The sequence below is a fragment of the Pisciglobus halotolerans genome (assembly GCF_900113675.1).
Taxonomy (GTDB): Bacteria; Bacillota; Bacilli; order Lactobacillales; family Carnobacteriaceae; genus Pisciglobus; species Pisciglobus halotolerans.
Window position 1 is genome coordinate 1 of the sequence record NZ_FOQE01000024.1, and the last position, 14,542, is coordinate 14,542.

17 protein-coding genes are annotated in these 14,542 nt (G+C 37.1%); 16 read left to right on the forward strand and 1 reads right to left on the reverse strand.

Annotated features, from left to right (window positions below; genetic code table 11):
- Window positions 1-558: 558 nt before the first annotated feature.
- Entirely contained in the window at window positions 559-1,107 is a 549-nt protein-coding gene (locus BM057_RS08080) for a DNA-3-methyladenine glycosylase I (RefSeq protein WP_092092810.1), read from the forward strand.
- A gap of 254 nt (window positions 1,108-1,361) precedes the next feature.
- On the forward strand, window positions 1,362-2,918 hold the full coding sequence (locus tag BM057_RS08085) for a C40 family peptidase (protein ID WP_245741889.1): 1,557 nt from the start codon (window positions 1,362-1,364) through the stop codon (window positions 2,916-2,918).
- 274 nt (window positions 2,919-3,192) lie between these two features.
- On the opposite strand, the gene BM057_RS08090 is transcribed toward BM057_RS08085, so the two are convergent.
- Complete coding sequence (locus tag BM057_RS08090; RefSeq protein ID WP_092092815.1) at window positions 3,193-5,007, reverse strand: M3 family oligoendopeptidase; 1,815 nt, start codon at window positions 5,005-5,007, stop codon at window positions 3,193-3,195.
- 168 nt (window positions 5,008-5,175) lie between these two features.
- Here BM057_RS08090 and BM057_RS08095 point away from each other — a divergent pair, with 168 nt between their 5' ends.
- The 14 genes from BM057_RS08095 to nusB all read left to right on the forward strand — a co-directional run bounded on the left by BM057_RS08095 (window position 5,176) and on the right by nusB (window position 14,488).
- Window positions 5,176-5,691, forward strand: a complete 516-nt coding sequence (locus BM057_RS08095; RefSeq protein WP_092092818.1) for a VanZ family protein — start codon at window positions 5,176-5,178, stop codon at window positions 5,689-5,691.
- 174 nt (window positions 5,692-5,865) lie between these two features.
- Entirely contained in the window at window positions 5,866-6,591 is a 726-nt protein-coding gene (locus BM057_RS08100; RefSeq protein ID WP_092092820.1) for a YebC/PmpR family DNA-binding transcriptional regulator, read from the forward strand.
- A 284-nt stretch (window positions 6,592-6,875) separates the two neighbouring features.
- Complete coding sequence (locus BM057_RS08105) at window positions 6,876-7,187, forward strand: hypothetical protein (RefSeq protein WP_047390392.1); 312 nt, start codon at window positions 6,876-6,878, stop codon at window positions 7,185-7,187.
- Between the two features lie 223 nt (window positions 7,188-7,410).
- Window positions 7,411-8,466, forward strand: a complete 1,056-nt coding sequence (gene comGA, locus BM057_RS08110) for a competence type IV pilus ATPase ComGA (protein WP_092092823.1) — start codon at window positions 7,411-7,413, stop codon at window positions 8,464-8,466.
- On the forward strand, window positions 8,420-9,493 hold the full coding sequence (gene comGB, locus BM057_RS08115) for a competence type IV pilus assembly protein ComGB (RefSeq protein ID WP_047390396.1): 1,074 nt from the start codon (window positions 8,420-8,422) through the stop codon (window positions 9,491-9,493). Before comGA ends, comGB begins: the two co-directional genes overlap by 47 nt.
- The gene (comGC, locus tag BM057_RS08120; RefSeq protein WP_047390397.1) at window positions 9,490-9,840 is read left to right on the forward strand and encodes a competence type IV pilus major pilin ComGC; all 351 of its coding nucleotides are present in this window, start codon (window positions 9,490-9,492) and stop codon (window positions 9,838-9,840) included. Before comGB ends, comGC begins: the two co-directional genes overlap by 4 nt.
- Window positions 9,841-9,852: 12 nt before the next feature.
- Window positions 9,853-10,296, forward strand: a complete 444-nt coding sequence (comGD, locus tag BM057_RS08125) for a competence type IV pilus minor pilin ComGD (RefSeq protein WP_047390399.1) — start codon at window positions 9,853-9,855, stop codon at window positions 10,294-10,296.
- Complete coding sequence (locus tag BM057_RS08130; protein ID WP_052181775.1) at window positions 10,283-10,618, forward strand: hypothetical protein; 336 nt, start codon at window positions 10,283-10,285, stop codon at window positions 10,616-10,618. The genes comGD and BM057_RS08130 overlap by 14 nt, the downstream gene beginning before the upstream one ends.
- Window positions 10,563-11,084, forward strand: coding sequence for a competence type IV pilus minor pilin ComGF (comGF, locus tag BM057_RS08135; RefSeq protein ID WP_177186210.1), 522 nt, complete (start codon window positions 10,563-10,565; stop codon window positions 11,082-11,084). The genes BM057_RS08130 and comGF overlap by 56 nt, the downstream gene beginning before the upstream one ends.
- The gene (locus BM057_RS08140; RefSeq protein WP_092092827.1) at window positions 11,077-11,604 is read left to right on the forward strand and encodes a hypothetical protein; all 528 of its coding nucleotides are present in this window, start codon (window positions 11,077-11,079) and stop codon (window positions 11,602-11,604) included. Before comGF ends, BM057_RS08140 begins: the two co-directional genes overlap by 8 nt.
- Window positions 11,605-11,899: 295 nt before the next feature.
- Complete coding sequence (locus tag BM057_RS08145; protein ID WP_092092829.1) at window positions 11,900-12,961, forward strand: M24 family metallopeptidase; 1,062 nt, start codon at window positions 11,900-11,902, stop codon at window positions 12,959-12,961.
- A gap of 87 nt (window positions 12,962-13,048) precedes the next feature.
- Entirely contained in the window at window positions 13,049-13,606 is a 558-nt protein-coding gene (gene efp, locus BM057_RS08150; protein WP_047390406.1) for an elongation factor P, read from the forward strand.
- Between the two features lie 34 nt (window positions 13,607-13,640).
- Window positions 13,641-14,057 carry an Asp23/Gls24 family envelope stress response protein gene (locus BM057_RS08155; protein ID WP_047390408.1) on the forward strand — a complete coding sequence of 139 codons (417 nt, stop codon included), beginning with the start codon at window positions 13,641-13,643 and terminating at the stop codon, window positions 14,055-14,057.
- A complete protein-coding gene (nusB, locus tag BM057_RS08160) occupies window positions 14,057-14,488 on the forward strand; it encodes a transcription antitermination factor NusB (protein ID WP_047390409.1) in 432 nt (143 codons plus the stop codon). Before BM057_RS08155 ends, nusB begins: the two co-directional genes overlap by 1 nt.
- The last annotated feature ends 54 nt before the right edge of the window (window positions 14,489-14,542 follow it).

Consider the following 14,542-nt stretch of genomic DNA (forward strand, 5'->3'; position numbering starts at 1 on the left):
CTACATCAACAAAATAGGAGCACGAGACAACAACGCAAACGGAAACAGCTGGTTCGTTTATCCTCGATATTGCATGAAAAAACACAACAGTCAGTCGGTGCAAAAGAGGGAACTATTCCCTTATATGCCGCTCATTCATCGGCAATGGGGCAACTAGTAAAAAGTTTTCGTTAACTCCTGTCTGTTTGGGGAAGGTTCCTTGTTTTGGGAACGTTCTCCAAACAGATAGGCCAGCAAACGGCAGAGCCGTGCGGTAGCTGATGAGTGTACAAAAATAGAAAGCCTAAACTAGCTTAGTAAAAGGATGCCCGAGAAAAACTTGACACATACATACTCACACATTTTCTTTCTTACACGCATTTCTTCTGTTATAATAGACATATAGGGACATCCTCCTGATTTTGTGTGGTAACTTAATTATACAGGATGTCTCTTTTTTTGTGTCTATTTTTGTAACATATCTATTGTACCTCTACAAGTCAAGAAAAATGACAATAAAAATTTGAGAAAAAGTAGAGGGATCAGAAAAAAAGACAAAAAAGAAATGAGGAAACCAAAATGAAACGATGTACTTGGGCAAAAACAGCCTTAATGAAGAAATACCATGATGAAGAGTGGGGAAAGCCGCTGCATGACGATCAGGCTTTGTTTGAACAATTGATTTTAGAAACGTTGCAAGCCGGTTTAAGCTGGGATACAGTGTTGAAAAAACGTGAAGATTATCGAGCAGCACTTGATCAATTTGATCCGCAAAAAATTGCTCAATATGATGAAAATAAAATCACAGAACTTTTGCATAACCCAAAACTGATCCGACATCCTTTAAAAATGAAAGGCATTGTTAAAAATGCCAAAGCTTTTTTAGCAGTGCAAAAAGAATGGGGAACTTTTGATGCATTTTTATGGTCTTATGTTAAAGGACAACCTATGATTCATCATTTCAAAGAGGAAACAGGACGTCCTTCAAAAAATGACCTATCAGAACAGCTGTCAAAAGATATGAAGAAAAAAGGCTTTTCTTTTGTTGGACCAGTGATTTGTTACGCTTTTCTTCAAGCAACTGGTGTCATAAATGATCATATTGATTCGTGCAGCTTTAAATATTAAACATGTCCAAAAGGTTATCAATCAGAGTTAAAAGAGATTGTCAATCCTAAGTGCTAAAAAAAATAGCAAGTTGTGAACGAAATTCAACAATGACTGGAACTATCGTTATTAAATGTTCCTGTAATATAACCGATACGTTTCTGAGATGTAGGTTGTGCTATACTGGCTTCGTTGCTAAAAAAGGACTAAACGGTATTTGTAAATAACGTTACAAAAAAATGATGATAAAATTTTGGAGGAAAAACAACGTGAAGATGAAGAAAAAGCTATTCACTGTAGCAGTATTAGGAACAATGATGACAAGCTCCCTTGTTTTGCCGACCAGCGTAAGTGCTGCATCTTATGACACTAAAATTGAAGAAGCTAAAAATCAAGCTGAAAAAAGCCAACAACTAATCGACCAAAAAAATCAAGAATTGAATTCTTTAAAAGAAAAAAGTTCAACAACGAAAAACGAATTACAATCTCTTTCAAGTTCAATTGCTGCGAATGAAGCAAAAACTGCCAAATTAGTAAAAGAAATGGAAACAACGAAAAAAGAAAGAGAAACTTTACTTAAAGAAATTGCTGAACTTGAAAAAAATATTGAAAGCCGCAATGAACAGTTGAAAGAACAAGCACGTGTTGTTCAAGTAGACGGCGAAACACAAAATTACTTAGACTTTATTATCGAAGCAGAATCGCTAGGCGATATCATTGGACGAATCAATGTAGTCAGTGAACTAGTAGGTGCTAATAAGACACTTGTTCAAAAACAAGTAGACGATAAAAAAGCAGTAGAAGGTAAAAAAGAAAAAACAGAACAGACAATTGTACAACAAGATACATTAGCTGGGGAATTGGAAATGCTTCGTTCTGAAATGGAAAAGCAAGCTTTGGATAAAGAAGTGCTTGTAGCTCAATTGGCGCTTGAAACTTCTACAGCAGAAGGCGATATCGCTAAATTCTCTGAGATGAAGAACAGTGCTGAACAACAAGTTGCGCAATATACAAGTGCACAAAAAGAAGCAGAAGAACAAGCTCAATTGATTGCTGCTCAACAAGCTGAACAAGAAGAACAAGAAGCTCAACAAGCCAAAGAAGCTCAAGAAACACAGGAAACACAAGTGGCATTGGCTGCTGAAGAAAGCCAAGAACAACCAGCTGAAAGTACACAAGAGACAACAACAGTTGCAACTAATGAATCTCAAAGCTCAGCAACTTCAGCAAATAAGACGACGAACACACAAGCACAAAGCAGCTCAAGCTCAAATACAAGTGCAAAGAAAAATGAAACGAGCCATTCAAGCTCAAATCATTCAAATGCAACTGCTTCAAGCTCAAGTCAATCAAATTCAAACAGCTCAAAAACAAACAGTTCATCTTCTTCAAACCAAACTAGCGAGAAGAAAGATAAACCAAAACAAGAAGCACCAAAACAAACAGTATCATCTGGAAGCGTCTTGTCTGTGGCTGCTGAAATCGTAAGTAAGAACCCTAGCAATCAAATTCCTTATGTATGGGGCGGAACGACAATGAGCGGATTTGACTGCTCAGGATTTACACAATATGTGTTTGCTAAAGCTGGAAAATCACTTCCTCGTGATTCTAGAGCACAATATAGTGCTTCTACTAAAATTTCTAGCCCACAACCTGGAGACTTAGTCTTCTTTGGTAAATCTTCTAGCCCAAGCAGTATTTTCCACGTGGCCATCTACACAGGCGGCGGCAATATGGTTGGTTCTCAATCAAGTACAGGACCAGCTTATAAAAATAGCTTCAAGACGAATGCTTATTGGGGAAAATTCCACGTTTTCTATGGAAGATTTTAATCAACCAAACATTCAATAAACAAAAATGCTTGAACATTGTCAAAAAAGACGATGTTCAAGCATTTTTTCTTTAGATTTATGATAGGTTCTGCAATGTTTAACAGGTTCTTTCCCTTACACTATAAAAAAGAGCATGTTGTTCATAACATGCTCTCTAAATTTACAATAAAGTAGATCATTCAAATCAACAAATTTTTTCATTTCAATCTGCTTACGGACTGAGTTTAAATGAGTTGAAACGAGTGGGTATCGCTTTTACAAGCATGAAAATTTTTTACTCATTGACGTATGCTTCTGTCAGTGATAAGAAAGTTTCTACATCTTTTTCCATAATTTTAATACCGGATTCCCAGAAATCAGGTTTTGTCAGATCTACACCTAAATGCTTCATTGCAAGGTCTTCTGTCGTCATGGAACCTGTGTCGCGTAGAAGAGCGATGTATTGATCTTCAAAATCGGCACCTTCTTCTAGTGAACGCGCATAGATACCTAGACTGAATAGATAGCCGAATGTGTAAGGGAAATTGTAAAAAGGAACATCAGCAATATAAAAATGCAGTTTGCTGGACCAAAAAGCAGGGTGGTAACTGCCTAATGCATTTTGATAAGCTTCTTTTTGTGCTTCCGTCATGATCTCATTTAAACGTTCTCCAGTAACGATGCCTTGCTTCCGTTCTGTGTAAAAACGTGTTTCAAATAAGAAACGAGCATGAATGTTTAGGAACATAGCTAGTGCATTTTGCATTTTTGTGTCTAATAAAGTTATGCGTTCTTCATCTGTTTCAGCATCTTTGACTGTTGCGTCTGCTACAATCATTTCGGCAAAAGTTGAAGCCGTTTCTGCAACATTCATGGCATAGTGTTGATTTTTTATAGGCAAATCTCTCATAACATCACTATGGAAAGCATGTCCAATTTCATGAGCCAGAGTAGCGACTTCATTTGGAGAGTTTGAGTATGTCATGAAAATGCGAGATTCTTGACTTTCTGGCAAATCAGAACAGTAGCCGCCTGGTGCTTTTCCTGGTCTGTCTTCTGCTTCAACCCAGCTGTTTTCAAGCGCATATTTAGCAAAATCAGCCATTTTAGGGCTAAATTTGTTAAAATTATCAATGATGAAATCAACGCCCTCATCAAAAGTATAATGTTTTGGTTCTGCCTGTCCCATTATGATAGGCGCTTCAATATCTTGCCAGTCCAGCTTTTCTTTTCCGAACAAAGCTGCTTTGCGGTTTAAGTAGTCAACAAAAGGCTGTTTGTGCCGACTGACAGATTGCCACATTGCATCGAGTGTTTCTTGTTTCATTCTATTGTATTCAAGCGGACGTTTTAAAAAGTCATCGACATGATGAGCTTTGTAGTTGGCTAAACGGAAGCCAGCCAGGTGATTTAGTGTATCTGCAAATAAAGAAGTATCGTTGCTCCAAGCTGTTTCCCATGCTGCAAAGACTTGTTCTCGTACTTCAGGATCAGGATCACCATACATTTTGTTTTGAGCTTGGCCAGCGGAAAGCTCAATGGTTTGCCCTTCTTTATTTGTATAAGGGATTTTCACTTTTGCTACTAAGGAATCGTAATGGTTGCTCCATCCTTGAAATCCATCTACAGATAGTTGATTGATCAAAGCCTCTTCGCGCTCGCTCAGCAACTCTTTACCATGAGTTCGACTTTCATCTAAGACAAAAGCAATGGGTTGGAAAGAAGAATGCTCCAGCAAATGTTCCCATTCTTCATCTGAAAAAGCTACGAATGCTTTATTTAATATCGTTGCGATGGTTTGTTGACGGCTCATGAGGTCAAATAACTTTCCATATAAAGCAACAGCATGTGTATCGTTAACATTAGCGGAATGAACAGCTTCTACAAAAGTAAAAGCTTGCGTCAGACCATTATCTAGCTTGTCTTGGACATTTAGAATTTCTTTTAATCTATCATACTCAGGCTTGTCCTCTTCTGGTTTCCATTGTTGGACTTGAGTAGACAAAGTAGTTAACTCTTTTTCCATTTGAGTGATTTTTTCTTTCAGTTGCGGAGATTGACTGCCGCCGGGGAAAATGGATCCAAGATCCCAATTAATGCTATATTTCATAAACTGCTCCTTCTTTCTTGCACATTTTTGATAACAGATGAATTAAATAGCTTTTTGATCTTTTTAAAATGATTCCTAAAAACAATTGTAGAATGAAAAACTGTAAAAATCTATCAAAATCATATAAAATAAAGAAAAATCATATAACAGCGTCAGAAAGGAAATAAAATGAAAAAAGAAACAAAGGGCAATCTATTTATTGGTTTAGCATTTGCGGTCATGCTTGTGCTGTATTACAGTTCTTCTCAATCTTACGAAGATCAGTCAATGACTGGATTGCTGGATAGATGGCTAGCAAATGAACCTTTAAAAGAATTTTTAAGTCCGATTCAATTTACATATGCAGGAAGCGAAGTCAGCATACATGCTCAAGGATATAGTGCATTTGTTGAATTTTTTATTCGTAAAGCAGCTCATTTTGGTTCTTATTTTTTACTTGCTTCATTCTGGTTGCTAGGCCTTAAAGAAAAGATGACTAGCCTTCCTTTAACAGCTGTTCTCTCATGGCTGTTAGCAGTGGGCTATGCTTCTTTTGATGAATTTCATCAAAGCCTTACACCAGACCGGACACCACTGCCTCAAGATATCGTCCTTGATAGTGTAGGAGCTGCAACCGGATTAGCCATTTGCTTGATCTTTATTTATGCAACAAAGAAAAAACGTAAAAAAAGAAAAAGAAAATAAATAAGGCTAACGCAAAACAAAAATGGAAGAGAAAAAAATGTCTTTTACGAAAAAGAGTAAGGAAAAGTGATACGATCAAACGTATAATGAACATTGCCGAAAAGCGTTTTTTTTGGTAAAATAAGAAGTGCTGTTTTAGCATAAAACTAATAAGAATGAAATGAGGGATTTTGAATGGCAGGACATTCAAAGTGGAATAATATTCAAGGTCGTAAAAATGCACAAGATGCAAAACGCGGTAAGATTTTTCAAAAAATCTCAAAAGAAATTTATATGGCTGCGAAAAGTGGTGGACCTGATCCCAATTCAAATCCTCAATTACGCTTAATGATCGATAAAGCAAAAGCAAATAACATGCCTAATGACAATGTTAATCGAGCGATCAAAAAAGCTACTGATGCTGGACAAGGCGAAAACTACGACGAAGTTACTTATGAAGGGTATGGACCAAATGGCGTTGCTATTTTAGTGCATACATTGACTGATAACTTGAATCGAACAAACACGAATATAAAAGTAGCATTTAATAAAAATGGCGGTTCCCCAGGTGAAAAAGGCTCAGTTAGCTACATGTTTGACCGCAAAGGATATATTGCGATCGAACGAGAAGGCTTAAACGTGGATGAAGATACCATGTTGATGAGCGTGCTAGAAGCCGGTGGAGACGAAATGGAAACCTCCGATGAAGTTTTTGAAATCTATACTGATGCTGCCAATTTTGCTGAAGTTCGGGATGCTTTGGAAGAGGAAGGATATACTTTGGCAACCGCAGAAGTAACTATGCTCCCACAAGTAGAGGTAGAATTGCCTGAAGACAAAAAAGCGCAGTTGGAACAATTAATTGAAAAACTAGAAGACGATGATGATGTAAATGAAGTCTTCCACAATGCAGCCATGTAAATACAACTTTTACTTAGATCCCTATTCAGAAACAGAATAGGGATCTTTAACGTTATTTTTACATTAGAACCTGATATGCATGAAAAAGTCTTAATTTTCACCTATATTCATCTTAATGACCGAACAAAAAATAATCTATCTCATTCAATGGAGAGCAAGTCTGGAGATTGAATTCTTTTTTCTTTATGATTAAAATAAGACATGAACGCGACAAAAAATGCTCATTTCACTGATCTATAAGCCAAGTCTCTAATAGTCAAATAAAAAGAAAAGGAGGGAAATGAATGTCTGCAAATAACTGGCTGAAAATCGTTGAAACATTTAAACATTTTCAGAACAATCAATTACGCAAGCACCCAGATACAAAAATCAAGTTGAACCTCGTTGAAAGACACGCCCATTTGAAACTTGTTGCTGAAGCTTATCGCGACATCTTCAATGAAAGCGGAGAACGGGAACGGATGGAGACTTTAGAAACCAAAACACTTTTTGTTGCCTACAAAGATGCGGTTCAAGGGGAAACAGAATTGATGGAACTCTATGACTTTTTAACAAAAGAATTCTTAAATGGCAAGCAAGAATCAACAGAAAAATAAACTTACCAACATAGCAACCATACGAAAGAAGCTGAGAAAAAATCAGCTTCTTTTTTTGAATCATAAAGTTGACTAGAAAATGAAGAATGCAGCAAACTGAAAGTGGTCAATAACAGAGAAAACATGAATAATTAAAAACATTTATAAATTGACGACAAAAAAAACGGAAACCATTTATTTTGCAGATATTAATACTGAAAGATCAAATAATGGAGGTGAACAAATGGAAGTAGAAGAATTTACGGTTCAAATGATTCAAGACGCCCAGCAGAAGGGTTCTAGTGATATCCATCTTTCTCCTGAAGGGTGTCAGTACAGTCTCTATTATCGTATGGATGATACGCTGTTATTAAAAAACAGACTGATGCAGGAAGAGGGAGAGCGCTTGGTTTCTTATCTGAAGTTCCTTTCAAATATGGATGTAGGTGAGAGACGAAAGCCGCAAAGCGGGGCGGCTCAGATACAAACAGAAGCAGGGAATTGTATGCTCCGTTTTTCTACGATTACTAACTTTCGAGCTCAGGAATCGATCGTCATCAGAATCTTAAGTCGAACACGCTCTTATCAATTAGATGAAACGACGTACTTTCAAAAGGAAGTTCAGAAAATCAAACAGTTGTCTCAGTACAAAAGTGGCTTGCTCATTTTTTCAGGTCCCGTTGGTTCGGGCAAAACTACTAGTATGTATCAACTGATTCGTGAAAACGATACAGAGATCAAGCAGCAAGTCATTACGATAGAAGACCCCGTTGAAATTGAAGAACCATTGTTTTTACAAGCACAAGTCAACGAGAAAGCGGGTATTTCTTATGCTGCACTTTTAAGGCAGAGTTTGCGTCATCATCCAGATATCTTGATCATTGGTGAAATTCGTGATGAAGAAACAGCTAAAATGGCTATTCGCGGTGCATTGACTGGTCACTTGATTTTAGCAAGTATTCATGCCAAAAACACAGTTGGCGTATTGGCGAGATTTATGGAATTAGGTGTGACAAAAGAACAACTTCAGCAAACGTTGCTAGGTGTTGTTTATCAAAAATTATTGCCTAGATTTTGTCCTCTTTGCCAGGAAGAATGTCATCAGTGGTGCAGCCATTTTAAGGCAAATGAAAGAAGAGCCGTATTGTATGAGGTTTTATCTGGATTGTCATTGAAAGAAATGTTGGAATCCGGACAAAAAACATCGAGTGACATCCGCTCGTTTAATCATCTTCTTGGAAAGGCGGCTGCTTATGGATTCATCAGCGAACAAAGCTATCAAAAATACCAGATTCCTTGACCTGAAAAAGCAGCGGATCCAAGCGAGTTTTTTAACAAAATTATCTTTTTTGATTGCAGAAGGGTTTACATTAAAAGATGCTTTATTTTTTTTGATCACGATTATGCCTAAAGAAGCGGAGTGGATTCGTCAAATATTAAAGGAGCTCGAAGAAGGAAAAAGGATAGATGAAGTTTTAAAGGATTTAGCTTTTTCAGAACGCGTATCTGCGCAGATCTACTTGTCTATGGTCCATGGGAATTTTGCAGGTACATTGCTTTCGGGAGGGAACTATATTGAGAGTAAGCTAAAACAACAGCAGCAATTATTTAAATTACTGCAATACCCAGTGCTGCTGTTAAGTTTCATGACAGGGATCATTTTTGCTATGCGCCTATTTCTCTTGCCAAACTTTTCTCAGCTTGGCATTTCTACAGCAGCGCAAGGAATGTCGTTAACAAAGTGGGCTTTTGGTTTTATTCAATATTTCCCTGAAATACTGCTGTTGTTTCTTTTGGTTGTGAGCATATTAAGCCTTGCTGTTTACCTGAAACTTCGCAAGCTTTCAGCCGTAAAAAAGGCGGCTTATTTTGCAGGTCTTCCAATTGCAGGGCATTTCTTCAAACTCTACTATACGCAGTTTTTTAGTTTTGAATGGAGCCAATTACTAAAAAGCGGATTACAGATGAACGATATGATTTTATTGATGCAAGATAAAAGTACGACGAAACTGATGCAAGAAGTAGCCGTTATAATGGAACAATCATTGAAAAAAGGTAACAGTTTTACACTCTCACTTGCTGCTTTTCCTTTTTTCGATCCAGCTCTTAGTATGATTATTCTTCATGGTGAAGCAACAAGCCAACTTGGGAGCGAACTTGAACTTTATGCAAAAGATTGTCAACTGCAACTGACGAATAAGGTCCAAAAAGTTTTTGAATGGATTCAACCATTGATGTTTATGTTGATCGCCAGTTTTATTTTATGTGTTTATTTAGCTTTGCTGTTACCAATGTTTGATTTATTAGAGGAAGGAGTTATGCAATGAAGAGTAAAGGAAAATGGAAGAATGGCCAAAAAGAAAGTGGCTTCACACTAATTGAAATGGTGATTGTCCTGTTTATTATCTCCGTTATTATGTTGTTGGTCATTCCTAACTTAACGAATCAGAAGAAGAATGTAGACTTGCAGGGATCAGAAGCTTTGGCGACTGTTGTGCAAACGCAGATCGAATTATACGATATGGAAAAGGATACAAAAGTACCAAAAACAGATATTTCTGCAGCAGTGAACACGCTTGAAACAGCCGGTTACTTAACAGAAAGCCAGAAAAAACAAGCCATCAGTAAATTGACAATAGAAAATGGCGAAATCAAAGCAAAAGCAGCCAAGTGAGGATGATCCTAAATGAGACTCGATAGACAAAAAGGATTTGTATTTCTGGAAAGTCTTCTCGTTTTAGGGATTGCTGTTGTATTGTTCTCACTACCTATGTTTCTTACTAAGGGAACCGCTAATGAAATGGACATTAAGTTATTCAAGACTTCTTTAACAAATAGTATTACCTCAGCTCAAAATTATGCCATTTTAACAGACAATCGGACAAAAATCGAATTGCTGCCTAAGAGCAGAAAGATAACGTTTAAGGTGGTGGCTACCACGCAGCAAAAATATAACCATGAACTTGTTCTTCCAGAGGGAGTAGAAATTCTAAACACACGTGTCTTTGTATATTATTTTAATAGCGGTAATGGCAATATCAATCAATTTGATCCAATTATTTTTTCAGTGAATGGCAAAAGGCAAAAAGTCGTTTTCCAGTTAGGGAGTGGGAAATTTGAGTGGCAATAAGTTGAATCAAAAAGGCTATCTTCTGATGGAAAGTATTTTTTCGTGGCTTTTGATACAAGCTTGTATCTGTCTTTATATTCCTTTGATGAGCCATTTGTTGGTAATTGTTCAACAGGAAAAAGAAGCAGTAGAGTTGCAGCGCGTTGTTTATGAACAAGTTATGATGATAAAAGAAGAAGGTCGAGTAGATTCAACGTGGCAGACAGCAGGCATGACTTTTGTTATCAAAGAAAGAAATGAAAATGCATATAAAGGAATCGTTGTTTATGGGGACAAAAAAGAAGCAGCTATCCAACTTCAATCTTTTCAAATCAATCAGTGACAAAGAGAAAGGATTTACGCTTATAGAGGCTGTTTTTGCCTTGTTGATTTTAATCCTTAGTTTATCGCTAGTGTCTACAGCTGTTCAGCAATTGGACTTGATTCATCAACAAATGGTGAAAAACAATCAATTAGAATGGCATTTGTTTTTAAATCAGTTCGAATACGAAGCAAGTCGTACGATTTTTCAGACCACAGATGGCAAAAAAGCTGAGTTTAAAAAATACAATGAAGAAAGCAAAAAGCTGGAAACAATCAGTTACTTTAAAATGAAAGATAAAGAAGTACTGATCCGACAAGTAGATGGCAAAGGTTATCAGCCTATGCTTTTAAATGTTCAGCAGCTTTCTTATACAGTTAAAAATAGAATCCTTTACCTATCTGTTGATTTTAACAATCAGGAGCATTATAAAGGATTAGTGAGATTGAAAATAGCGGAACAACCACAGGAGGCAGAAAATGAATGAAGAAGGCGGAATCTTCCCTTCAATGATCGTCTTTATCAGTTTAACACTATTGGTTGTTTTTGGAACAGTCAGCATTTACCGTAGTCAGATGTATCAGCTGCGGCTGACAAAGCAAGCTTATTTGGCTAACAGTATGTTGGTTTTGACAGAAGATGCCTTGGAAAAGCAATTGGAAAGTGGAAAAACAGTCAAGGAAGCAAAAGCAAACTTTGAAAAAGGAGTCGTATCGATCCATAAAATTTCAGAAGATACTTATCAGCTGCAGGCAACAGAAGCAAATGGGTTTACAAAAAAGAAAACAGTTGAATGTTCTGCTTCTCTACAAAAAGAAACGCCTGAACAAAACGAAATGACAAATAAGTCAGTGAAAGACCAACAAGAACAAATAATAGAAAGCGAGCCGATGAACAAAATAGATGGAGAAAAGAATGAATCAGCTCAGGAAAATATAAAAGAAGAGACGATAGAAATCGAACATCCGAATGAAGAGAAAGAACCAGCAGAAGAAAACAACCGATAATAGAATCAATGGCCTCATCATTAAAAGACTGAAGTGGATCTTCAGTCTTTTTTTCGATTGAGAAAGGTAAGTGTCTTACTCTGAAAGGAAATTAGCTCAAGGAAAGATTCATCCAATAGGATCAGGATAAACAAGAATTTTTCAACTTTCAACGAGACCAGACTCCCCTGCTGGTCTGGTTCCTTTTTTTTATTTCATTTGATATAATGGGATTTGTACGCTAAAGTTTTGGTGAGTGGTAACAAATGAATGATCAAAAAATAGAGGGAAGATAAAATCAAAAGGAGTGAGAGCAATGACACGTCTAGATCGTTTAAGAAGTGGCATGAAAGAAAAAGGAATCGATGCAATGTTGGTAACCAGTCCATATAATCTGCGCTACATTTCAAACTTCACAGGGACTACAGGATTAAGTGTTGTTACGATGGATAAAGCGTATTTTGTAACGGATTTTCGTTATACGGAACAAGCTGGAAAACAAGCAGTAGGCTTCGAAATTGTACAGAATATCGGTTCGATATATGAAGAAGTGGTAAAAATCGTCCAACAAAATAGCATCCGATCATTAGGCTTTGAAGAAGATTTCGTAACCTTTTCATTGTTTGAATTGCTTGAAGAAATCGTTCCATGTGCATTGACCCCAATTTCTGGATTGATTGAAGAACTAAGAGAAATAAAAGATGATGCTGAAATCAGTACGATCAAAAAAGCTTGTGAGATCGCGGATAAAGCTTATCAATATATTTTAGGCGAAATCAAACCAGGAATGACCGAAATAGAAGTAGCGAATAAAATGGACTTTTATATGCGCAGTTTAGGAGCTTCAGGAGTATCTTTTGATACGATCGTAGCTAGCGGCATTCGTTCAGCTATGCCTCATGGAGTAGCAAGCAATAAGAAAATCGAACAAGGCGAAATCATCACGATTGACTTTGGCTGTTACTATGAAGGGTATGTATCTGATATGACCCGTACATTTGCGATCGGAGACCCAGGTGAAAAATTAAAAGAAATTTATCAGCTTGTTTTAGAGGCTCAACTAAAAGTAATTGATGCAGCTAAGCCAGGTATTACAGGTAAGGCTTTAGATACTGTGGCACGTGATCATTTTGACCGCTATGGATATGCTGACGCATTTGGACATACCACAGGTCATGGAATCGGTTTAGAAATCCATGAAGGTCCAAGTGTCTCTATGAGATCTAACAAACCTTTTGTTCCAGGAAATGTGATCACAGACGAGCCTGGTCTTTATTTCTCAGGTCTTGGCGGTGTTCGTATCGAAGATGACCTTCTCATTACTGAAACAGGGAATGAAGTGTTATTGACATCTCCTAAAGAACTGATCATTCTTTAAAAAAGAAATAAAGAGAAACATTAGGAAATGAACGCAAAACATGGTAAACTTTAAAGAGAATATCCAAGGAATCCAGGAGGAAAACAAATGATTTCAGTAAACGATTTTAAAACTGGTTTAACAATTGAAGTAGATGGCGGTATTTGGCGTGTAATTGATTTTCAACATGTTAAGCCTGGTAAAGGAGCAGCATTCGTACGTTCAAAATTAAAGAACTTACGTACTGGAGCTGTTCAAGAAAAAACATTCCGTGCTGGAGAAAAAGTAGGAAAAGCTCAAATCAACAATAGAAAAATGCAATACTTGTATGAAAATGCTGGTTTGCACGTTTTTATGGACATGAATACGTATGAACAAATTGAAATTCCTGCAGATCAAATCACAGATGAATTGAAATTCATGAAAGAAAATATGGAAGTTTCCGTTATTATGTATGAATCTGAAGTGTTGGGCGTTGAATTGCCAAACACTGTAGAATTGAAAGTTGTCGAAACTGAACCAGGAATCCGCGGAGATACATCTTCAGGCGGTTCTAAACCGGCTACAGTAGAAACGGGAGCAGTCGTAAACGTTCCATTCTTTGTAAACGTTGATGATACCTTAGTGATCAATACACAAGACGGTTCATACGTTTCTAGAGCATAAGCACAATTGAAAGAAATGAAATAGGAGGGATCTTATGGCTGAAGAAGCAATGTTTGCTATTAATGACAAAGGAACCTTGGGAGAGATCGAAGTCGCACCGGAAGTAATCGAAGTCATTTCTGGAATTGCAGCCAGCGAAGTAGATGGCGTTTACGCTATGCACGGCAATCTTTCTTCTGGCGTTACAGAATTGTTTGGCCGGGTAAACCACAAAAAAGGTGTCTACCTTTCACAAGAAGATGGATTGAAAGTAGATGTTTACTGCTATTTTAAATATGGTGTATCTGTCCCTACAGTAGCTTTGGAAATTCAAAAAAGAATCCGAGAACAACTGCTGCATATGACAGACATCGAATTAAATGAAGTCAATGTACACATCGTTGGTATCGTTCCAGAAAAAAATGTCTTAAATGACTTGATTGATCTTTATGAAGAAGACGGTGACGAGTAGTGAGATTGACAAGACGTGAAGTTAGAGAAAAAGCGCTGCAATCTCTTTTCCAACTCTCTACAAATGATGAGTTAACAAAAGAAGAGGCAATGATCCAGGCGTTAGAAAGCGACCATGATGAGGAAGAAGTAGAGAAAAGCGGTATTCCTGTTTACTTAAATACCTTAGTATCTGGAGTAATCGAGCACGAAGAGCAGATCGATCAAAAAATCAAGCAGCACTTGGAAAACTGGTCGATCAGTCGCTTGGCTAAAACAGACTTAGCAATCATGCGAATTGCTGTTTTTGAAATGCTGTATGTCCAAGATGTTCCTGATCGTGTGGCACTCAACGAAGCTTTGGAAATTACCAAGCGCTACAGTGATGACCGTTCTAGAAAATTTGTGAACGGTGTGCTGGCGAATATTGTAAAAGATGAAAAAGAGGCTTAAACCTCTTTTTTTTCTTTAGATTTTACAGAAAAAGGCTATTTTATGAGTCGCGAA

Coding starts and splice junctions, on each gene's coding strand:
- BM057_RS08080 (WP_092092810.1), top strand. CDS start 559: ATGAAACGATGTACTTGGGCAAAAACAGCCTTAATGAAGAAATACCAT.
- BM057_RS08085 (WP_245741889.1), top strand. CDS start 1,362: ATGAAGAAAAAGCTATTCACTGTAGCAGTATTAGGAACAATGATGACA.
- BM057_RS08090 (WP_092092815.1), bottom strand. CDS start 5,007: ATGAAATATAGCATTAATTGGGATCTTGGATCCATTTTCCCCGGCGGC.
- BM057_RS08095 (WP_092092818.1), top strand. CDS start 5,176: ATGAAAAAAGAAACAAAGGGCAATCTATTTATTGGTTTAGCATTTGCG.
- BM057_RS08100 (WP_092092820.1), top strand. CDS start 5,866: ATGGCAGGACATTCAAAGTGGAATAATATTCAAGGTCGTAAAAATGCA.
- BM057_RS08105 (WP_047390392.1), top strand. CDS start 6,876: ATGTCTGCAAATAACTGGCTGAAAATCGTTGAAACATTTAAACATTTT.
- comGA (WP_092092823.1), top strand. CDS start 7,411: ATGGAAGTAGAAGAATTTACGGTTCAAATGATTCAAGACGCCCAGCAG.
- comGB (WP_047390396.1), top strand. CDS start 8,420: ATGGATTCATCAGCGAACAAAGCTATCAAAAATACCAGATTCCTTGAC.
- comGC (WP_047390397.1), top strand. CDS start 9,490: ATGAAGAGTAAAGGAAAATGGAAGAATGGCCAAAAAGAAAGTGGCTTC.
- comGD (WP_047390399.1), top strand. CDS start 9,853: ATGAGACTCGATAGACAAAAAGGATTTGTATTTCTGGAAAGTCTTCTC.
- comGF (WP_177186210.1), top strand. CDS start 10,563: ATGGGGACAAAAAAGAAGCAGCTATCCAACTTCAATCTTTTCAAATCA.
- BM057_RS08140 (WP_092092827.1), top strand. CDS start 11,077: ATGAATGAAGAAGGCGGAATCTTCCCTTCAATGATCGTCTTTATCAGT.
- BM057_RS08145 (WP_092092829.1), top strand. CDS start 11,900: ATGACACGTCTAGATCGTTTAAGAAGTGGCATGAAAGAAAAAGGAATC.
- efp (WP_047390406.1), top strand. CDS start 13,049: ATGATTTCAGTAAACGATTTTAAAACTGGTTTAACAATTGAAGTAGAT.
- BM057_RS08155 (WP_047390408.1), top strand. CDS start 13,641: ATGGCTGAAGAAGCAATGTTTGCTATTAATGACAAAGGAACCTTGGGA.